This window comes from Variovorax sp. P1_G12 (assembly GCF_056405555.1).
On record NZ_JBFUBW010000024.1, the window covers coordinates 89,894 to 108,298 of the forward strand.

An 18,405-nucleotide genomic window follows, 5' to 3' on the forward strand; every position below is an offset into this window, starting at 1 on the left:
AGCCGTCGACGGGAGGAAAGCGGGCGGAGTGGCATACGGCTCGGAGCTTGCCACAGGCCGGGGGTTCCCCGGCCGCGAAACCTCAATCGTGCAACGATGAAAGAAACTGTTGCAGCTCCGGGGTGCGCGGATTTCCGAACAACGCCGCCGGCGGCCCCATCTCGTGCACCCGGCCCTGGTGCATGAAGATCACGCGGTCGCTGACCTTGCGGGCGAAACTCATCTCGTGCGTCACCATCAGGAGCGTCATGCCCTCGACCGCGAGCGATTCAACCACCCGCAGCACTTCGCCCACGAGTTCGGGGTCGAGCGCAGAAGTGATCTCGTCGCACAGCAGCACCGCCGGCTCCATCGCCAGCGCGCGGGCGATCGCCACGCGCTGCTGCTGGCCGCCCGAGAGCTGGTCCGGCATGGCATCGAACTTTTCGGCCAGGCCGACGCGGGCGAGCAGCTTGCGCGCCTGCGAGGCGGCCTCGATGCGGCTGCGCTTCTTGACCAGCGTCGGCGCCAGCATCACGTTGCGCCCGACCGTCAGATGAGGGAACAGGTTGAAGCTCTGGAAGATCATGCCCACATGCTGGCGCAGTTCGCGCATGGCCATCGCGCTCTCGTGCAGCAGCGGCTTGCCGTCGACTGTGAGCGAGCCTTCCTGGAACACCTCGAGGCCGTTGATGCAGCGCAGGAGCGTGCTCTTGCCCGAGCCGCTCTTGCCGATGATGGCGATCACCTCGCCACGCTTGACTTCGAGGTCGATGCCCTTGAGCACCTCGTTGCTGCCATAGGACTTGCGCAGCGCCGTGATGCGCACGATGGGTGCGGCGGACGGCCGGGCCGCGGGTTCGGCTTCGGCTTCGGATGCGGGGGCTTCAGCGACGAGCGACATGGATCTTCCTCTCGAGGTTCCTGGCGTACAGGCTCACGGGAAAGCACAGCACGAAATAGAGCAGGGCGACGCAGCTGAACACCACGAAGGGCTTGAAGGTCGCGTTGGAGATCATGCTGCCGGCCTTGGTGAGCTCGATGAAGCCGATCACCGAGGCCAGCGCGGTGCCCTTGATCACCTGCACCAGGAAGCCGACCGTGGGCGCCACTGCGATGCGCGTGGCCTGCGGCAGGATCACGTGGCGCATCTGCTCGCGAAAGCTCAGCGCCAGGCTGCCCGAGGCCTCCCACTGGCCCTTCGGGATCGAGGCCACGCAGCCGCGCCAGATCTCGGCGAGAAAGGCGCTGGTGTAGAGCGTGAGCGCCACCGAGGCCGCGGTCCAGGCCGAGACGTCGATGCCGAGCAGCGCGATGCCGAAGTAGGCCAGGAACAGCTGCATCAGCAGCGGCGTGCCCTGGAACACCTGCACGTAGAGGCCGATGAGCCGATCGACGACAGGCCCGCCCGACAGCCGCGCGAACAGCAGCAGGCCGCCGACCACGCCGCCGCCGACGAAGGCGATCAGCGACAGCGCCACCGTCCAGCGCAGTGCCAGCAGCAGGTTGCGCAGGATGTCCCAGAGCGAAAAGTCCGACATGAGCGATTCACTTTCCGAAGAAGTACTTGGGACCGGCCCAGTTCAACAGGCGGCGTGCACCCACCGACAGCGCCAGGTAGATCACGGTCGCCACGATGAAGGCCTCGAAGGCGCGGAAGTTGCGGCTCTGGATCAGGTTGGCGGCATAGCTCAGTTCCTCGGTCGAGATCTGGCTGCAGACCGCCGAACCCAGCATCACGATGATGATCTGGCTCACCATCGCGGGCCAGACCTTCTTCATGGCCGGCGGCAGCACCACCCGCGTGAACACCTGCACCTTGTCGAGCGCCAGGCTCACCGCGGCCTCGATCTGGCCGCGCGGCGTGGCCTCGATGCCGGCGCGGATGATCTCGGTCGAGTAGGCGCCGAGGTTCAGCACCATCGCGATCACCGAGGCCACCTCGGGCGACAGCTTGAAGCCCGCGGCCGGCAGGCCGAAGAAGATGAAGAACAGCTGCACGATGAAGGGCGTGTTGCGGATCAGCTCCACATAGCTGCCCACCACCCAGCGCAGCCAGGTGGGGCCGCTGGCGCGGGCCCAGGCACAGCCCACGCCCACCGCCATGCCGATCACGGTCGCGATCGCCGTGAGCGCCAGCGTCCACAGCACGCCCCTGACGAGCAGGGGCCATTGGCCGAGGACGGCGCCGAAGTCGAATTCGATGCCCATGGCTCAGTCCGCCGCCGGGTCGCCCCAAGGCGGACTGCACGCCCTCGGGGGGCGTTGAGTACACGAAGTGACGAGCATGGGGGCCTCGTCCTTTCAGACCGGCAGGTCGCCGGCCGGTCGGCCGAGCCATTTCTTCGCCATCGCGTCGAGCGTGCCGTCCTTCTTGGCGTTGGCGATGATCTCGTTGACCTTGGCCTTCAGCGGCTCCTCGCCCTTGGCGATGCCGATGAAGCAGGGACTGTCCTTGAGCAGCAGCTTGTACTCGGCGCCGAGCTGCGGGTTCTTCTGCATCATGTCGCCGGCGACCGCGGCGCTGGTGGCCAGGGTCTGGGTCTGGCCGGCCACGAAGGCCGCGATGGTGGCGTTGTTGTCCTCGAAGCGCTTGTACTCCAGGCTGGTCGGCGCGACCTTGGCGAGTTCCTGGTCCTCCATCGCGCCGCGCGTCACGGCCACCGTCTTGCCGCCCATGTCGGCGAAGCTCTTGACGTTGAGGCTCCTGGCCGCGTAGACGGCCTGGAAGAAGGGCGCATAGGCGGCCGAGAAGTCGATCACCTTCTCGCGCTCTGCGTTCTTGCCGAGCGTGGAGATCACGAGGTCGGCCTTGCGGGTCTGGAGGTAAGGGATGCGGTTGGCGCTGGTCACCGGCACCAGCTCCACCTTGACGCCGAGCTTGCCCGCGATCAGCTGCGCCATCTCGACGTCGAGACCCTGCGGCGTCATGGTCTTGTCGACCGATCCGTAGGGCGGGTAGTCGGTCGGTACCGCGATCTTGATGAGCTTTGCCTTCAGCACGTGGTCGAGTGCGGTCTGGGCGTGCGAGACGCCGGTGGCGAGCAGTGCGGCCGCGGCGAGGGCGAGCGCGATGCCGCGCTGGGGATGCTTCATGACAGGGCTCCTGGGTAGTCGATGAATCGTCGGGTGAAGGAACGGCCGTGGCCGCCTTGCGTCCCTTTCGCAGGAGCGGGTATGCAAGAGCTGTGCCTCTGCGCTTGCACCGTGTCGACGATGCGTGCTTGCCTGGACGCCAGCGCCGATGGGCGACCCCAAAAAAAAAGGCCCGCACGAGGCGGGCCGAACCTTGATTGCACTTGCAGCAATAACTTGCAACTCGATTTTCGCGCGGTCCGGCCCTTTCGGGTGTAAAAAATTCACATGCCTTCGGCTACAAACCCATGAACTCCGAGATCCTCCGCACCACGGATTTCGAGGCCGGCCTCGACAGGCGCGTCGGAGGGGGTGGCGGGGCCCGGCGGGCAGCCAGCGACTCCAGCGTTTCGGCAACCCTGATCGAAGCGCCGTCGCCCCGCCGCCTCCAGGCCCTGGCGATCTGAACCAGTTCGGCGGGGCTCAGCGGCCGCAGGAGGCGCTCCTCGGCGGTGGGCAGGCCCTGCCTGCGCGCAGACGCTTCGGGCGGCAACCGGGGCCGCCGGCATCCAAAGAGACCGTCGGGCGCGGGGTCGGGCCGCCGGGAAAAATGCAAGGACTCCATGTAACCCATTTTTACTACCGACTGCGCGCGATGGAAGCGCACTAAAGGTGTAGGCCTTGATCAGATATCGGCCAGCACGGGGGCCAGCAGCTTCGCTGCTCCCTCGAGAAGCGCGAACTCCTCGTCGGACAGAGGCAGAGGCGCGGGGTCGAAATGGCTCAGCGTGCCCCACAGGTCACCGGCCAGGGAGAGCAAGGGGACGCTGTGATAGGAGACGACCACCTCCCGGTAGGCGTGGCCTTCCAGCCTCGCGTCGGCGGACGAGTCGTCGGTGCGGAAGGCCTCATCGCGCAGGACGAACTGGCAATAGCTCTTGTCGAAGGGCACCGCGGCGAGGAATTCGGGCCTCATCTTGCCCTCCTTGTCGTGCAGCAGGACATTCCTCAGCACCGGACCGGCAAAGCGATAGACCGCGGTGTACCGATGGGGGACGCCGGCATTGAGATAGGCCAGGGCCTGCAACGGCCCCTCGGCATCGAGGACGGCAGAGAACGCCTGCAGGTCGCGAGCCATGGCCATGCCGCGTCGTTGCGCAGGCGCTACCTCGCCTCGATCGACGCCAGGGACTGCCGGCTGTTTTCCGCCAGGAAGTCGGGCGCCGCGCCCAGCAACCCGGCGGCCTCTTCGACCAGGCGACGGATCAGCTCGCCGGCGCGCGGGACGTCGTGGATCAGGCCGGATGCCTCGCCCGCGATCACGGCGGCCGTGTCGAAGTCGCCCGAGGCTCTTGCTGCGGCGTATCGCTCGCCTTCCGTGCCCAGCGCACGCATCAGGTCGACTTCCCGCCCGGCCCAGCGCCGCAGGTGATCGTTGTGCAGGCATCGGCCCGTGAACGGCGCCGGCCAGACGTTGCGGCGCGAGATGTCGAAGACGATGCTGCGCAGGCTGTCATCGCCGCTTGCCTCGACGATGCGGCGCTTGGCGGCGTCGAAGCCGGCCGCCTCGACCGTGGCATAGAAGCGCGTGCCGAGGGCCACGCCGCTGGCGCCGAGCATCAGGGCGGCCGCCAGGCCGCGCCCGTCGGCGATGCCGCCGGCCGCCACCACCGGCACCTCCGGTCCCGCGAGGTCCACCAGCGCCGGCACCAGCGCCAGGCTGCCGCGGCTGACGCCATGGCCGCCGGCCTCGGCACCCTGGGCCACCAGGATGTCGGCGCCTGCGTCCAGCGCCTGGCGGGCCATCGCCTCGGTCTGCACCTGGCACACCAGCTTCGCGCCCGCGGCCTTGATGCGTGGCGCGAACGGCGCCGGGTCTCCGAACGACAGCCAGACGGCGCTCGGGCCCTGTTCGAGCGCGATGTCCAGCAGACGGGGCTGGCGCGCCAGGCTCCAGGTGATGAAGCCGACGCCGAACGGGCGGTTGGTCTTTCTGGCCGCGGGCACGAGTGCGGCGAGTTCGCGCCGCAGCCATCCTTCCTCGCCGTAGCCTCCTCCCAGGAAGCCATAGCCGCCGGCGCGGGTGACGGCCGCCGCCAGAGGCGCATCGGCCACCAGGTCCATGGCGGCCAACAGGACGGGGTGCTCGATGTCGAGCAGGCGCGTGACTGCAGTCTGGAGTTGCATGCGAACTTCCCTCGGATGGAAGCCCTCAGCTTAGTGGCCGGATCGCGTTTCTGGAAGCGAGCGACCGAAGCGCGGGATGCCTGCCATCCCCAATCCGGGGGAGGTCGCCGGCTGCGCGACTCAGTCCATCTTGGCGCCCGAAGCCTTCACCGCCTTGTCCCAGCGCGGCGTTTCGGCCGCCAGGAACCGGGCGAAATCCTCGCTGCCGAGGAAGGCCGGGTCCGCACCCTGGCTCACCATGCGCTCGCGCACCTCGGGGCTGGTCAGCACCTGCCTGAACGCGTCACTGAGCTTGGCGACCACCTCCCTGGGCGTGCCCGCGGGCGCCAGGAAGCCGTAGAAGCCGACCACCTCGAAGCCCTTGATGCCGGCCTCGATCACGGTCGGCACGTCGGGCAGCGCCGGGTTGCGCGCCGCGCTGGTCACGGCCAGCGCGCGCACCTTGCCCTGCTTGTGGTAGTTGGCCGCCTGCGGGATCGACTCGGCCATGAACTGCACCTGGCCGCCCATCAGGTCGGTGAAGGCCGGCGCGCTGCCGCGGTAGGGGATGTGGACCATGAAGAGGCCGGTGGCGCTCTTGAACATCTCGGGCACCAGGTGGCTGATGCCGCCGTTGCCGGCCGAGCCGTAGTTGATCTGGCCCGGGCGCGCGCGGGCGTAGTCGATGAACTGGCGCAGGTCGCTCACCGGCAGCTTGGGCGTCACCAGCAGCGCGAGCGGTTGCATCGCGGTGCGTGCGATCGGCGTGAAGTCCCGCAGCGTGTTGTAGGGCAGCTTGGCGTACAGCGCGCCGTTGATCACCGCCACGCCGGTGTTCGCCAGCATCAGCGTGTAGCCGTCGGGCGCGCTCTTGGCCACCGCCTCGGCGCCGACCGAGCCGCCGGCGCCCGGCTTGTAGTCGACGATCACGGGCTGGCCCAGCACCGCCTGCAGCCGGTCGGTGAGCAGGCGTGCGTGCTGGTCGAGCGGACCGCCGGCCGGGAAGCCGATGACGACCTTGATGGGCTTGTCGGGAAAGGCTGCCAGGGCGGCGGCCGAGGCCGTCAGCCACAGCAGCGCGGCGATGCCTTTGCGGGCGATGTTCATGGGTGTCTCCTCGTTGCGAGGAGATCATAAACAGCGCCCCTGCCGCGGCCGGGCTTCAGGACTTGAGCGTCGCCTTGAAGGTGATTTCCGGCACGCTGGCCAGCGCCTTCGACAGCGGGCAGCCTTCCTTGGCGCCGGTGGCGAGCTGCTGGAACTTCGCCTCGTCGATGCCCGGCACCACGGCCTCGAGTTCGAGCTGGATGCGGTCGATCCTGAAGCCCGGACCGTCCTTGGCCAGGCGCACGGCCGCCCGGGTGTCGATCGAGGTTGCCGTGAGGCCGGCGCCTTCGAGTGCGAAGGCGAAGGCCATCGTCAGGCAGCCGGCGTGCGCCGCGCCCAGGATCTCCTCGGGGTTGGTGCCGCGCTTGTCGTCCTCGAAGCGGCTCGCGAAGCCGTAGGGGAAATCCTTCAGCGCACCGGTCTCGGTGCTGATCAGGCCCTTGCCGGTCTTGCCGGCGCCTTCCCAATGAACGCTTGCGTGCTTGTCTGCGGCCATGGAAGCTCCTTTTCGAATGGGTGGAGAGCCTGCCCTTTTACGGCAGATCGCGCGCCGCGTCTGTCGGTCGATGGCGGTAGTCGCGCCGGCCCTGTGGCCGAAGTCGCTCAGGTGACGCGCGTCGGGGCTTCCCCGATGCGGCAAGGTCACGGAGCATCGTAGGCTCGCACGCACTTAGGAGACTGTATGGATCGCCCGCATTACAAGTTCTGGCCCCAGCGCCTGCCCCGTTCGATCACCGTGCCGGCGACGTCGCTGTGGCACAACCTGGCGGTCAACGCCGCGCGCTATCCCGCCAAGCCCGCGCTGGTCTTCTTCGGCAGCGAGATCAGCTACGCCGAGTTCTCGGCGCAGGCCGAGCGGCTCGCCGGCACCCTGCATGCCCTGGGCGTGCGGCGCGGCGACCGCGTGATCCTCGACATGCAGAACTGCCCGCAGCTGGTGATCGCCCATTTCGCGATCCTGCGCGCCAATGCGGTCGTGGTGCCGGTCAATCCGATGAACCGTGCCGAGGAGCTCAAGCACTACATCACCGACCCCGATGCGAAGTTCGCGATCACCACCGGCGACCTGGCGCCCGAGCTGGCCAAGGCCAGCAATGCGCTGGAGCCCAAGGATCGTTTGGCGCACATGATCGTCACCCAGTTCACCGATGCCTTCGACCCCGAAGTCACGGGCGACGAGGCGCCGGCGCCGGCCTGGCGCGACTGGCTGCTGACCCGGCATCCCATGCCGGCCCTGGAAGGCGGCGCGGTCATGACCTGGACCGATGCGCTGGGCGCCGGCCATGCGCCGCCCGAGCACGTCGTGGGTGCCGGCGACATGGCGCTGCTGCCCTACACCAGCGGCACCACCGGCCTGCCCAAGGGCTGCGTCCACCACCATTCGAGCCTGATGCACAACGCCTGCGCCAGCCAGCTGTGGGGCCTGGGCTCGGCCGAGGTGGTGGTCCTGGCCGTGGTGCCGATGTTCCACATCACCGGCGTGGTCAGCATGATGCACACGACGGTGCTGGTCGGCGGCACGCTGGTCATCATGCCGCGCTGGGACCGCGACGTGGCCGGGCGCCTGATCTCGCGCCGCAAGGTCACGAGCTGGACCAACATCCCGACCATGGTCATCGACCTGATGGCCAGCCCCAATTTCGCCAGCTACGACCTGAGCAGCCTGAGCTACATCGGCGGCGGCGGGGCCGCGATGCCGCAGGCCGTGGCGCAGCGCCTGTACGAGCAGTTCGGCCTCAAGTACCAGGAAGGCTACGGCCTCACCGAGACTGCCGCGCCCTCGCACGCCAACCCCTTCGAGAACCCCAAGCAGCAGTGCCTGGGCATCCCCTACATGAGCACCGATGCGCGCGTGGTCGACCCCGACACGCTGATCGAGATGCCGGTCGGCGAATCGGGCGAGATCATCATCCACGGGCCCGAGGTGTTCCAGGGCTACTGGAAGCGGCCCGACGCCACGGCGGCGGCCTTCGTCGAATTCGAGGGCAAGCGCTTCTTCCGCTCCGGCGACATGGGCCGCATGGACGAGGACGGCTACTTCTTCATGACCGATCGCCTCAAGCGCATGATCAACGCGAGCGGCTTCAAGGTCTGGCCGGCCGAGGTCGAGCTGCTGATGTTCCGCCACCCGGCGATCCAGGAAGCCTGCGTGATCGGCATCAAGGACGCCTACCGGGGCGAGTCGGTCAAGGCGGTGGTGGTGCTGCGCCCGACCCACAAGGACACGACCGAGCAGCAGATCATCGACTGGTGCCGCGAGAACATGGCGGTCTACAAGGTTCCGCGCGTGGTGCAATTCGTCGACGTGCTGCCCAAGAGCGGCAGCGGCAAGGTGATGTGGCGGCTTCTGCAGGAGGCCGAGAGCGAGTCCTGACAGGCTCGCAGGAGCCGGGCATCGTCAGTGTTCCGGACGCGGGCCCGCGTAACCGAGTTTCGCGCTGGTGGCCTGCGCTTCCCGCCGAACCGCGGTCGCGATCGGGCCGTTCGCGGAAGGATCGAAGCCACCGCTGGCGCCGAGGGCAGTCATCACCGCGCAGACCCGTCCCGTGAAGTCGAACACGGGGGCTGCCACGGCGCTGATGCCGCGCAGGTAGACGTCTCGGACGACAGCGCAACCGGCTGCCCGGACTTCGCTTTGCAGGCTGTCGATCGGGTTCGGCATGGGCAGCAGGGCGAGCATGTCCGGTGTCGCGGCTGCCAGTTCTTCTTCCGCCAGGGTCCGCACCCGGGCCTCGTCCAACAGCCCCAGGAAGACGCGGCCGGTCGCCGACCAGACGAGCGACATCACCGAGCCGGCGCGCACGTTGACAGTCACGGGCAAGCCCGGCTCCTCGAATCGCATGATGGTGGGGCCCTTGTTGCCCATGAGGGCCACGAAGCAGGTGATCTCCAGGCTCTCCCGCAGTCGGACCAGCGCCGGTTCGGCGAGGCGGATGGGCTCGGCCTGCCGCATGGCCGTCAGTCCGATCTGGATCAGTTCAGGCCCGAGGAAATAGCGCTGGGAGTCTGCGTCCTGGTCGACCAGGCCCTCCTGGATCAGGCTCGCCAGGTAGCGATGCACCTTGGCCGGGCTTTCGCCCACCTGCGCGGCCAGCGCGGACAAGCCTGCGCTGCCGCCCATCGCCGACAAGGTCTTCAACACCGCCATGCCGGTTTCGGCGGACTGCACGCGCTGCCGGCGCTCCAGCACTCGGGGCGTGGACGTGCTCGAAGGCGTGGCGGGCTTCTGGGTCTTGCTCATGTCGCTCGATCCTACTCAGGGCAGTTTGGATTGGTAAAAACCCTATCCAGTAATTACGCATAGCGTATAACAATTACGCAAATATTTGACGAGGATCAACCCGATGAAGAAATTTCTTGTCGCGACGCTGCTGGCGTTGCCCGTCCTGCCCCCGCTGGCGCTCGCGCAGCAGGCCCAGCCGACGTATCCCGTCAAGCCGGTGCGATGGGTCGTTCCCTATGCAGCAGGTGGCGGCTCCGACTTCCTCGCCCGCACCATCGGCCAGACCTGGTCGACGCAGGCGAGCCAGCCGATCCTGGTCGACAACAAGCCCGGCGGCAACACGGCGCTTGGCGCTGCCGAGGTCGCGCGTGCCGCCGCGGACGGGTACACGGTGCTCTCGGCCGACAACGGCACGCTGGTCTTCAATCCGGTGCTCTACAAGTCGCTCAGCTACAGCCCCACCAAGGACCTGGCACCCGTCACGCTGATGGGGCGCTTTCCGATGATCCTGGTCGTCGGCCCCGGTCTTTCGGTGCGTGACGCGAAGGATTTCGTCGCCCAGGCCAAGGCCAAGCCCGGCGGCTTCAACTACGGCTCGGCCGGAGCGGGAAGTCCCCACCATCTGGCCATGGAGCTGCTGAAGTCGGAAGCCGGCATCGAGATGGTCCATGCGCCGTATCGCGGCGCTGCCCCGGCCTTGGCCGACGTGGCCGGCGGCCAGATCCCGGCCATGATGGTCGACCTGGCCGCGGGCGCCGGCTTCATCAAGGGCGGCAAGGTCAAGGCGCTGGCGGTGGCCAACGCGACACGGCTGCCGCAATTGCCGGACGTGCCGACCTTTGCCGAACTGGGCTACAAGAACGTCGAAGCCGCAGCGCTCGTCGGCATGGTGGTGCCCGCCGGCACGCCTCCCGCGACGATCGCCGCGATCAACAAGCAGGTCGTTGCGGCAATCCACGATCCGGCCGTCACCAAGCGGCTGGTCGACTTCGGTGTCGAGCCGGTCGGCAACACGCCGGCGCAGTTCGCCGAGTTGCTGAAGGCCGAAACCATCAAGTGGCAGAAGCTCATCCGTGACCTGAAGATCTCGCTGGACTGAGGAGGCGCGCGCCATGAGCAGTGTTGAAGTCCCGCATCGATCCACCGGTTGTCCCGTCGCGCACGGTGCGCTGTCCGGCGAGCGAACGCCGACCGGCTGTCCGGTCAGCCAGCGCGCCGCCGACTTCGACCCTTTCGAGGACGGCTACCAGCAGGACCCGCCCGAGTACGTGCGCTGGGCGCGCGAGAAGGAGCCGATCTTCTGGAGCCCGAAGCTCGGCTACTGGGTGGTCACGCGCTATGACGACATCAAGGCCGTCTTCCGCGACAACATCACCTTCAGCCCATCCATCGCGCTCGAGAAGATCACGCCGACCGGCGACGAGGCGAATGCCGTGCTCGCGTCCTACGGCTTCGCGCTGAACCGCACGCTGGTCAATGAAGACGAGCCAGCGCACATGCCGCGTCGCCGCGCGCTGATGGACCCTTTCACGCCGGAGGAACTCAAGCACCATGAACCGATGGTGCGGCAGCTCGCGCGCGAGTACGTCGACCGCTTCATCGACGACGGCCGCGCCGACCTCGTCGACCAGATGCTCTGGGAAGTCCCGCTGACCGTGGCGCTGCATTTCCTCGGCGTGCCCGAGGAGGACATGGATACGCTGCGCCAGTATTCGATCGCGCACACCGTCAACACCTGGGGCCAGCCCAAGCCGGAAGAGCAGGTCGCGGTGGCGCACGCGGTCGGCAACTTCTGGCAGTTCGCGGGCAAGGTACTCGACAAGATGCGGCAGGACCCGGAGGGCGGCGGCTGGATGCAGTACGGGTTGCGCAAGCAACGTGAGCTGCCCGAGGTCGTGACGGATTCATACCTGCACTCGATGATGATGGCTGGCATCGTCGCGGCCCACGAGACCACGGCCAATGCCACCGCGAATGCGATGAAGCTGCTGTTGCAGCACCCCGACGTGTGGCGCGACGTCTGCGAAGACCCGAGCCTGATCCCCAACGCCGTCGAGGAATGCCTGCGGCACAACGGCTCGGTCGCGGCATGGCGCCGTCTCGTCACGGCCGATGCGCAGGTGGGCGGCGTCGACCTGCCCGCCGGCTCGAAGCTGCTGATCGTCACCTCGTCGGCCAATCACGACCAGGCCCACTTCGCGGACGCCGACCTGTTCGACATCCGGCGCGACAATTCCAGCGACCATCTCACCTTCGGCTACGGCTCGCACCAGTGCATGGGCAAGAACCTGGCGCGCATGGAGATGCAGATCTTCCTGGAGGAATTCACGCGGCGGCTGCCCCACATGCGCCTGTCCGCGCAAGCGTTCTCGTACGTGCCCAACACCTCGTTTCGCGGTCCGGAGCATCTCTGGGTCGAATGGGACCCTGCCCACAATCCGGAGCGCTCGCAGCCTGCGCTGCGCCGGCCGGAGGTTCCCGTGCCGGTGCGCATCGGCGAACCCTCGAAGGGCGCGATCACGCGACCGGTGGTGGTCGAGAGCGTCTCGCGGGCGGCGGACGGCATCGTCAAGCTGCGCCTGGTCGCACCGGATGGCCGGCCGATGCCGCGCTGGACGCCGGGTTCGCACATCGACATCGAATGCGGCCATCCTGAGCGATCGCGGCAGTACTCGCTGTGCGGCGACCCCGACGACGTGAATGCGCTCGAGATCGCGGTACTGCACGAGGCCGAGGGCCGTGGCGGCTCGGCCTGGGTGCATGCGCACGTGAAGGCCGGCGACCGGCTCAAGATCCGCGGTCCGCGCAATCACTTCCATCTCGACGAGTCGGTGAAGAAAGTGATCTTCATCGCCGGGGGCATCGGCATCACGCCTGTGAGTGCGATGGCACGACGCGCCAACGCGCTGGGCATCGACTACACGCTTCACTACAGCGGACGCTCGCGCGCGAGCATGGCGCTGGTCGATGAACTGGCCGAACTGCACGGGGAGCGGCTGGTGGTCCATGCAGGCGACGAAGGCCGGCGCAACGACCTGGCGGCGCTGCTCGCCACGCCCGACGCCGGGGCCCAGATCTACGCCTGCGGGCCAGGGCGCATGCTGGCGGCGCTGGAGGCGCTTTGCGCCGCCTGGCCCGAGGACGCGCTGCACGTCGAGCATTTCGAATCGACTCTGCGAACCCTGGACCCCGCGCGCGAACAAGCGTTCGACGTCGAGCTGAAGGATTCGGGCATCGTCGTGCACGTGCCGGCTGACCAGACCGTGCTGAGCGCCCTGCGCGCGGCCAACATCGATGTGCAGAGCGACTGCGAGGAGGGCCTGTGCGGCTCCTGCGAAGTGCGCGTGCTGGCCGGCAAGGTCGACCACCGCGACGTCGTGCTCACGCGCGCCGAACGCGAGGCCGACACGAAGATGATGACGTGCTGCTCGCGGGCCTGCAGCGGCAGCAGCAGGCTGGTTCTCGAACTGTGAACACGCCCTAGTCGAACTCGACCTCGGCCTCGATCTCGACCGGAATGTCGAAAGGCAGCTCGGCCAGGCCGACGGCGCTGCGCGCGTGGGCGCCGGCTTCGGGCCCGTAGAGCTCGAGGATCAGGTCGGAGAAGCCGTTGATCACCGCCGGCATCCGGTTGAAGCCCGGCGCCGCGTTGACCATGCCGAAGACCCGCGTCCAGGCCGTCACGCGGTCGAGGTTGCCGAGGGTGCGCTGCAGGCTCGCGAGGATGCCCAGCGCGGTCAGGCGCGCGGCCTCGTAACCCTGCTCGACGCTGAGCTCGCGCCCGACCTTGCCCAGGGGCACGGCGAAGCCGCCGTCGCTGGCGATCGGTCCGTGGCCCGAGACCAGGGCGCGGCGGCCGACCAGCCGCACCCACGGGAAGGGCAGCACCACGCCGGCCGGCAGTTTGGCGGTCGGCGGCAGCACCAGTCCCAGGGCCTGCAGTTTCTGTTCGATGCGTGTCATTGGATTTTCTCCTTGGCGCGGACGTCCGCCACCACCCGGGCATGTCGCTGGAAGCTCCAGTAGGCGCTGGCCCAGTCCATCAGCACCACGAAGCGGTTGCGGAAACCGATCAGGAAGTAGATGTGCGCGAACAGCCAGAACAGCCAGGCCGCCTTGCCCGCGAAACGCAGCGGCCCGACGGGGGTGCCGAGGTCGACCACGGCCGAGTTGCGGCCGATGGTGGCGAGGTTGCCGTAGTCGCGGTAGCGGAAGGGCTCGGTCGGCTGGCCCGCGATCCGCCGCAGGATGTTCGCGGCCGCGGCGCGCCCCATCTGCTTGGCGCCGGGCGAGACCCCGGGTACCGGGGTCGGCTCCTTGCCGGGCTGATGGCTCATGGCCGCCGCGAGATCGCCGACCACGCTGATGTCGGGGCGGCCGGGCAGGCTGAGGTCGGGCAGCACCTTGACGCGGCCGGCGCGGTCGGTCTCGGCGCCGGTGGCCGCGGCCAGCATCCGTCCGAGCGGCGAGGCGGCGACGCCGGCGGCCCAGATCACGCAACCGCAGTCGATGCGGTGGCTGCCGAGGCCGGCGCCGCCATCGCTGAAGGGCGAGGAAATCTGCAGCCCGGTGGCATCGATGGCGGTGACGCGGGCGTTGAGCCGGACCTGCACGCCGAGCTTTTGCAACTGTTCCAGCGCGCGCTGGCTCAGCGACTCGGGCATGGCCTGGAGCACGCGGGCGCCGCCCTCGATCAGCAGCACCTCGGCGCTGCTCGGGTCGATGTTGCGGAATTCGCCCTCCAGCGTATGGCGCGCGATCTCGGCCAGCGTGCCGGCCATCTCGACGCCGGTGGGCCCGGCGCCGATGACCGCGAAGGTCAGCAGCGCGCGCCGCCGCACCGGATCGGACTCGACCTCGGCCGCCTCGAAACTCACCAGCACGCGGCGGCGGATCTCGAAGGCGTCGGCCAGCGTCTTGAGGCCCGGCGCCATCGGCTCCCAGGCGTCGTTGCCGAAATAGCTGTGGGTGGAGCCGGCGGCGACGAGCAGGTGGTCCCAGGAAAGTTGGCTGCCGTCGGCCAGGTGCACCGTGCGCGCCGCCGGATCGATGCGTACCGCTTCGCCGAGCAGGGTCGTGATGTTGGGCTGGCGCCGGAACAGCAGGCGTATCGGCGCCGCGATCGAGGGCGCCGCCAGGCCGGCGGTCGCCACCTGGTAGAGCAGGGGCTGGAACAGGTGATGGTTGGTCTTGTCGACGATCGTGACGTCGACATCGGCCCGCTGGAGCTTGCGCGCAGCCTCCAGGCCGCCGAAGCCGCAGCCGATGATCAGGACATGGGGGCGGCCGGAAGGTGGCGTCGTCGTCGGGGGGCTGCTCATCCGCCGGATGATACGCAGGCCCCTGGCAGGCGCCCGCGACTTGTGCCAAAGTGGCACCTCTTGCCGCGCCGGCACCCCGGTCCAGCGCCCTGGCGCGCCGTTGTCCTACGGCGTTTCCCCGTCCGCGTGGGCTAAAAGACGTTCGAGCCCAAACTGGAGAACCCATGAACCTGATCCGTCCGGAGCTGCCGGCGGCGGAGGCATTGCGCGATCGTTTCGCGGCCGTGCGCGCGCACAGCCTCAAGCTGACCGCACCCCTGTCGGCCGAGGACCAGTGCATCCAGTCGATGCCCGACGCCAGTCCGACCAAGTGGCACCTCGCGCACACCACCTGGTTCTTCGAGACGGTGCTGCTGCAGCCGCACGCGAGCGGCTACAAGGTGTTCGACCCGCGCTTCCACTATCTCTTCAACTCCTATTACGAAGCGCTGGGCCCGCGCCACCCCCGGCCGCAGCGCGGCCTGCTGACACGGCCCTCGCTGGACGAGGTGCATGCCTTCCGCCGCCACGTCGACGGTGCGGTGCTGGCGCTGCTCGGCAAGGCGGGCGGGCCCGACTGGGCCGCCATCGAGCCGATCGTCACGCTGGGCCTGCAGCACGAGCAGCAGCACCAGGAGCTGATCGTCACCGACATCCTTCATGCGCTGTGGTGCAACCCCCTGCTGCCGGCCTACCGTGCGCCGGCCGGCCCGGCGCTGCGGCTGGCTTCCGCGGCGCCCGCCATGACCTGGCTGCCGCAGCCGGGCGGCGTGGTGGCGGTGGGCCACGGCGAGCCGGGCTTCGCCTTCGACAACGAGACGCCGCGGCACCCGGTGCTGCTGCGGCCCCACGCGATCGCGAACCGGCTCGTGAATTGCGGCGACTTTGCGCAGTTCATCGCCGACGGCGGCTACCAGCGGCCGGAACTGTGGCTGTCCGACGGCTGGGCCGCCGTGCAGGCGCAGGGCTGGCGCGCCCCGGCCTACTGGCTGGCGCCCGACGATCCGCGCCTGGCGCACGAGGGCGTGCCGGGCGGCTGGCAGGTCTTCGGCCTGCACGGCGTGCGGCCGCTGGAGCTCGAAGCACCGGTGGCGCAGCTGAGCTTCTTCGAAGCCGCGGCCTACGCCGAATGGGCCGGTGCGCGGCTGCCGACCGAGTTCGAATGGGAGGCCGCGCACGATGCACCCGGCATCACCCAGATGAGCGGCCACGTGTGGCAATGGACCCGCTCCTCGTACGACCCGTACCCGGGCTTCCGGCCGCTCGCGGGTATCGCGGCGGAATACAACGGCAAGTTCATGGTCGGCCAGTTGGTGCTCCGGGGCGGCAGTGTCACGACGCCGGACGGGCACACGCGGGCCAGCTATCGCAACTTCTTCCCGCCGGCCGCGCGCTGGCAGTTCTCGGGGCTGCGGCTCGCGAAGGACCTCTGATGGGCACTCCTGCATTCAACCGCCACGCATTCCGCGCCGCGCAGCGCGCCGCACCGCTGTCCGACTTCGCCCGCGAGCTGTTCGCGGCCCTGAGCCTCGACGCGCGCAGCATTTCGCCCAAGTTCTTCTACGACGCCCCAGGCTCGGCGCTGTTCGATCGCATCTGCGATCTGCCGGAGTACTACCCGACGCGCACCGAGCTGCGCATCCTGACCGAGTGCGCCGGCGAGATCGCGGCGCAGATCGGCCCCGGTGCCGAGATCATCGAGTTCGGCGCCGGCTCGCTCACCAAGGTGCGGCTGCTGCTCGACGCGCTCGAGTCTCCCAGGCGCTACGTGCCGATCGATATCTCGGGCGCGCACCTGGAGGCGGCGGCCGCGCGCCTGCGCGCCGACTACCCGCGGCTCGCGGTGCAGCCGGTGGTGGCCGACTACACGATGCCGCTGGTGCTGCCGCCCGCGCGCGGGAAGGGCATCGGCCAGCGCGTGGGCTTCTTCCCGGGCTCGACCCTGGGCAACTTCACACCCGACGAGGCGCTGGCCTTCCTGCAGCTCGCGCATCGGCTGCTGCGCGGCGGCGGCCTGCTGCTGGGCGTCGACCTGGTGAAGGACCCGGCCCTGCTGCACGCCGCCTACAACGATGCGCAGGGCGTGACCGCCGCCTTCAACCTCAACCTGCTGCGGCGCGCCAATGCCGAGCTCGGCACCGATTTCGACCTCGATGGCTTCACCCATGCGGCTTTCTACAACTCGCCGCTGCGGCGGGTCGAGATGCATCTGGTGAGCCGCCGGTCGCAGGAAGTGACGCTCGACGGCCAACGTTTCAGCTTCGAGGAAGGCGAGACCCTGCACACCGAGAACTCGCACAAGTTCACGGTCGAGGGCCTGCGCGCGCTGGCCGAGGAGGCGGGCTTCAGGCCGGCCGCGGTATGGACCGATCCCGAGCGCCTGTTCAGCGTCCACTGGCTGCAGGCGCCGGCGGCACAATAGCGTGTTGCCCCAGTTTTTGGCGGGCACCGGAGAATCTTGATGAAAGCAGTTTGGAACGGCGTCACCGTGGCCGAGAGCGACGACACGGTGCTGGTCGAAGGCAACCACTATTTCCCCATGGAGTCGCTCAACCGCGACCATGTGACTTTCAGCAACCACAAGACCACGTGCGCCTGGAAGGGCACGGCGAACTACTTCTCGCTGCTGGTCAACGGCGAGCTCCACGCGGATGCGGCCTGGTACTACGCCGACCCGAAGCCCGAGGCGGAGATGGTCAGGAACCGCGTGGCCTTCTGGAAGGACGTGAAGGTGACGGAGTGAGCACCGGATTCAGTCCGCCTTTCACTCCACCCGATCGACTCGTTCCCACCTTGCGCCAGGATGGCTATGCCGTCCTGAGTCCGCAGGGCGTGGCCGACTGGCTCGGGATGCCGCTGGCCGCACTCGACGCACTGCATGGCGACTGGGCCCATCTGCCGCCCGACGAGTACCTGAAGGACGGCGGGCGCTATCGCACGCGGCGCCATGCCTGTTTCACCGTCGAGGGCGCGACCATCGAACAGGCGCCGCACCGCGCCCACTGGCAACCGGTCGAATACAACGCGCTGCATGGCGGCATGCAGCGCTGGTTCGCACCGATGGAGGCGGCGACCGTGGCGCAACCGGTCTGGCAGCAGCTGATGCGCGGCCTCGGCGAGGTGGCGAGCGGCCTGCGCGGCGCGCAGCGCTGGTACGTCGAGGCGCATCAGTTCCGCATCGACACGGCCGACGGTATCGGACGGCCGACGCCCGAGGGCGCGCACCGCGACGGGGTCGACCTGGTGGCGGTCGCGCTGGCCGGGCGCCACAACATCAAGGGCGGCGAGACGCGGGTGTTCGAGGCGACCGGTCGCCGCGGCGAGCGCTTCACGCTGACCGAACCGTGGACGCTGTTGCTGCTCGACGATGCCCGCGTGATCCACGAGTCGACGCCGATCCAGCCCCTGATCGATGGCGAGCCGGGCTGGCGCGACACACTCGTCGTCACCTGCCGCGCGGACGGTTTCCAGGGGGACTGATGCCCCCACGCTCCCTCACTTCGTGTGGTCGCTGCCCCCCAAGGGGGCCGCAGCCGGCTTGGGGCGGCCCGGCGC

The 18,405-nt window shown here is 68.7% G+C and carries 19 protein-coding genes; 8 read left to right on the forward strand and 11 right to left on the reverse strand.

Translation table 11 applies throughout. The features are described from left to right. Window positions 1-82: 82 nt before the first annotated feature. From AC1D2O_RS25015 to AC1D2O_RS25030, 4 genes are all read right to left on the reverse strand, one after another. On the reverse strand, window positions 83-883 hold the full coding sequence (locus tag AC1D2O_RS25015) for an amino acid ABC transporter ATP-binding protein (RefSeq protein WP_478090881.1): 801 nt from the start codon (window positions 881-883) through the stop codon (window positions 83-85). Beyond that, on the reverse strand, window positions 867-1,520 hold the full coding sequence (locus AC1D2O_RS25020; RefSeq protein ID WP_478090882.1) for an amino acid ABC transporter permease: 654 nt from the start codon (window positions 1,518-1,520) through the stop codon (window positions 867-869). Before AC1D2O_RS25020 ends, AC1D2O_RS25015 begins: the two co-directional genes overlap by 17 nt. A 7-nt stretch (window positions 1,521-1,527) precedes the next feature. Beyond that, window positions 1,528-2,190, reverse strand: coding sequence for an amino acid ABC transporter permease (locus AC1D2O_RS25025; protein WP_478090883.1), 663 nt, complete (start codon window positions 2,188-2,190; stop codon window positions 1,528-1,530). A 93-nt stretch (window positions 2,191-2,283) separates the two neighbouring features. Beyond that, window positions 2,284-3,075 carry a transporter substrate-binding domain-containing protein gene (locus AC1D2O_RS25030; protein WP_478090884.1) on the reverse strand — a complete coding sequence of 264 codons (792 nt, stop codon included), beginning with the start codon at window positions 3,073-3,075 and terminating at the stop codon, window positions 2,284-2,286. 287 nt (window positions 3,076-3,362) lie between these two features. On the opposite strand from AC1D2O_RS25030, the gene AC1D2O_RS25035 reads away from it, so the two are divergent. After that, window positions 3,363-3,521, forward strand: a complete 159-nt coding sequence (locus AC1D2O_RS25035) for a hypothetical protein (protein WP_478090885.1) — start codon at window positions 3,363-3,365, stop codon at window positions 3,519-3,521. Window positions 3,522-3,739: 218 nt separating this feature from the next. Here the strand turns inward: AC1D2O_RS25035 and AC1D2O_RS25040 are convergent, their stop codons facing one another. The 4 genes from AC1D2O_RS25040 to AC1D2O_RS25055 form a co-directional block, all read right to left on the reverse strand. Then, window positions 3,740-4,198, reverse strand: coding sequence for a GAF domain-containing protein (locus AC1D2O_RS25040; RefSeq protein ID WP_478090886.1), 459 nt, complete (start codon window positions 4,196-4,198; stop codon window positions 3,740-3,742). A gap of 20 nt (window positions 4,199-4,218) precedes the next feature. Beyond that, entirely contained in the window at window positions 4,219-5,241 is a 1,023-nt protein-coding gene (locus AC1D2O_RS25045) for an NAD(P)H-dependent flavin oxidoreductase (protein ID WP_478090887.1), read from the reverse strand. 120 nt (window positions 5,242-5,361) lie between these two features. Then, on the reverse strand, window positions 5,362-6,327 hold the full coding sequence (locus tag AC1D2O_RS25050; protein ID WP_478090888.1) for a Bug family tripartite tricarboxylate transporter substrate binding protein: 966 nt from the start codon (window positions 6,325-6,327) through the stop codon (window positions 5,362-5,364). Between the two features lie 55 nt (window positions 6,328-6,382). Then, the gene (locus tag AC1D2O_RS25055; protein ID WP_478158079.1) at window positions 6,383-6,823 is read right to left on the reverse strand and encodes an OsmC family protein; all 441 of its coding nucleotides are present in this window, start codon (window positions 6,821-6,823) and stop codon (window positions 6,383-6,385) included. 186 nt (window positions 6,824-7,009) lie between these two features. Here AC1D2O_RS25055 and AC1D2O_RS25060 point away from each other — a divergent pair, with 186 nt between their 5' ends. Continuing rightward, window positions 7,010-8,701, forward strand: a complete 1,692-nt coding sequence (locus tag AC1D2O_RS25060; protein ID WP_478158080.1) for a long-chain fatty acid--CoA ligase — start codon at window positions 7,010-7,012, stop codon at window positions 8,699-8,701. 24 nt (window positions 8,702-8,725) lie between these two features. Here the strand turns inward: AC1D2O_RS25060 and AC1D2O_RS25065 are convergent, their stop codons facing one another. Then, the gene (locus AC1D2O_RS25065) at window positions 8,726-9,568 is read right to left on the reverse strand and encodes an IclR family transcriptional regulator (protein WP_478092875.1); all 843 of its coding nucleotides are present in this window, start codon (window positions 9,566-9,568) and stop codon (window positions 8,726-8,728) included. A 103-nt stretch (window positions 9,569-9,671) separates the two neighbouring features. Between AC1D2O_RS25065 and AC1D2O_RS25070 the strand changes: the two genes are divergently transcribed. Then, window positions 9,672-10,649, forward strand: a complete 978-nt coding sequence (locus AC1D2O_RS25070) for a Bug family tripartite tricarboxylate transporter substrate binding protein (protein WP_478092877.1) — start codon at window positions 9,672-9,674, stop codon at window positions 10,647-10,649. A gap of 13 nt (window positions 10,650-10,662) precedes the next feature. Next, window positions 10,663-13,023 carry a cytochrome P450 gene (locus AC1D2O_RS25075; protein ID WP_478158081.1) on the forward strand — a complete coding sequence of 787 codons (2,361 nt, stop codon included), beginning with the start codon at window positions 10,663-10,665 and terminating at the stop codon, window positions 13,021-13,023. Between the two features lie 7 nt (window positions 13,024-13,030). Here the strand turns inward: AC1D2O_RS25075 and AC1D2O_RS25080 are convergent, their stop codons facing one another. Continuing rightward, window positions 13,031-13,513, reverse strand: a complete 483-nt coding sequence (locus tag AC1D2O_RS25080) for a RidA family protein (RefSeq protein WP_478092881.1) — start codon at window positions 13,511-13,513, stop codon at window positions 13,031-13,033. Next, window positions 13,510-14,871, reverse strand: coding sequence for an NAD(P)/FAD-dependent oxidoreductase (locus tag AC1D2O_RS25085; RefSeq protein WP_478158082.1), 1,362 nt, complete (start codon window positions 14,869-14,871; stop codon window positions 13,510-13,512). Before AC1D2O_RS25085 ends, AC1D2O_RS25080 begins: the two co-directional genes overlap by 4 nt. A gap of 164 nt (window positions 14,872-15,035) precedes the next feature. Between AC1D2O_RS25085 and egtB the strand changes: the two genes are divergently transcribed. From egtB to AC1D2O_RS25105, 4 genes are read left to right on the forward strand one after another with little or no spacing between them, the layout of a single operon-like run. After that, a complete protein-coding gene (gene egtB / locus AC1D2O_RS25090) occupies window positions 15,036-16,283 on the forward strand; it encodes an ergothioneine biosynthesis protein EgtB (RefSeq protein WP_478158083.1) in 1,248 nt (415 codons plus the stop codon). Next, the gene (gene egtD / locus AC1D2O_RS25095; protein WP_478090173.1) at window positions 16,283-17,272 is read left to right on the forward strand and encodes an L-histidine N(alpha)-methyltransferase; all 990 of its coding nucleotides are present in this window, start codon (window positions 16,283-16,285) and stop codon (window positions 17,270-17,272) included. The genes egtB and egtD overlap by 1 nt, the downstream gene beginning before the upstream one ends. A 39-nt stretch (window positions 17,273-17,311) precedes the next feature. Further along, window positions 17,312-17,593, forward strand: a complete 282-nt coding sequence (locus AC1D2O_RS25100) for a DUF427 domain-containing protein (protein WP_478090172.1) — start codon at window positions 17,312-17,314, stop codon at window positions 17,591-17,593. Beyond that, on the forward strand, window positions 17,590-18,330 hold the full coding sequence (locus tag AC1D2O_RS25105; protein WP_478158084.1) for a 2OG-Fe dioxygenase family protein: 741 nt from the start codon (window positions 17,590-17,592) through the stop codon (window positions 18,328-18,330). Before AC1D2O_RS25100 ends, AC1D2O_RS25105 begins: the two co-directional genes overlap by 4 nt. The last annotated feature ends 75 nt before the right edge of the window (window positions 18,331-18,405 follow it).

Excerpts from the sequence above, each read along its gene's own strand:
- AC1D2O_RS25015 (WP_478090881.1), bottom strand. The coding sequence starts at position 883 with ATGTCGCTCGTCGCTGAAGCCCCCGCATCCGAAGCCGAAGCCGAACCC.
- AC1D2O_RS25020 (WP_478090882.1), bottom strand. The coding sequence starts at position 1,520 with ATGTCGGACTTTTCGCTCTGGGACATCCTGCGCAACCTGCTGCTGGCA.
- AC1D2O_RS25025 (WP_478090883.1), bottom strand. The coding sequence starts at position 2,190 with ATGGGCATCGAATTCGACTTCGGCGCCGTCCTCGGCCAATGGCCCCTG.
- AC1D2O_RS25030 (WP_478090884.1), bottom strand. The coding sequence starts at position 3,075 with ATGAAGCATCCCCAGCGCGGCATCGCGCTCGCCCTCGCCGCGGCCGCA.
- AC1D2O_RS25035 (WP_478090885.1), top strand. The coding sequence starts at position 3,363 with ATGAACTCCGAGATCCTCCGCACCACGGATTTCGAGGCCGGCCTCGAC.
- AC1D2O_RS25040 (WP_478090886.1), bottom strand. The coding sequence starts at position 4,198 with ATGGCCATGGCTCGCGACCTGCAGGCGTTCTCTGCCGTCCTCGATGCC.
- AC1D2O_RS25045 (WP_478090887.1), bottom strand. The coding sequence starts at position 5,241 with ATGCAACTCCAGACTGCAGTCACGCGCCTGCTCGACATCGAGCACCCC.
- AC1D2O_RS25050 (WP_478090888.1), bottom strand. The coding sequence starts at position 6,327 with ATGAACATCGCCCGCAAAGGCATCGCCGCGCTGCTGTGGCTGACGGCC.
- AC1D2O_RS25055 (WP_478158079.1), bottom strand. The coding sequence starts at position 6,823 with ATGGCCGCAGACAAGCACGCAAGCGTTCATTGGGAAGGCGCCGGCAAG.
- AC1D2O_RS25060 (WP_478158080.1), top strand. The coding sequence starts at position 7,010 with ATGGATCGCCCGCATTACAAGTTCTGGCCCCAGCGCCTGCCCCGTTCG.
- AC1D2O_RS25065 (WP_478092875.1), bottom strand. The coding sequence starts at position 9,568 with ATGAGCAAGACCCAGAAGCCCGCCACGCCTTCGAGCACGTCCACGCCC.
- AC1D2O_RS25070 (WP_478092877.1), top strand. The coding sequence starts at position 9,672 with ATGAAGAAATTTCTTGTCGCGACGCTGCTGGCGTTGCCCGTCCTGCCC.
- AC1D2O_RS25075 (WP_478158081.1), top strand. The coding sequence starts at position 10,663 with ATGAGCAGTGTTGAAGTCCCGCATCGATCCACCGGTTGTCCCGTCGCG.
- AC1D2O_RS25080 (WP_478092881.1), bottom strand. The coding sequence starts at position 13,513 with ATGACACGCATCGAACAGAAACTGCAGGCCCTGGGACTGGTGCTGCCG.
- AC1D2O_RS25085 (WP_478158082.1), bottom strand. The coding sequence starts at position 14,871 with ATGAGCAGCCCCCCGACGACGACGCCACCTTCCGGCCGCCCCCATGTC.
- egtB (WP_478158083.1), top strand. The coding sequence starts at position 15,036 with ATGAACCTGATCCGTCCGGAGCTGCCGGCGGCGGAGGCATTGCGCGAT.
- egtD (WP_478090173.1), top strand. The coding sequence starts at position 16,283 with ATGGGCACTCCTGCATTCAACCGCCACGCATTCCGCGCCGCGCAGCGC.
- AC1D2O_RS25100 (WP_478090172.1), top strand. The coding sequence starts at position 17,312 with ATGAAAGCAGTTTGGAACGGCGTCACCGTGGCCGAGAGCGACGACACG.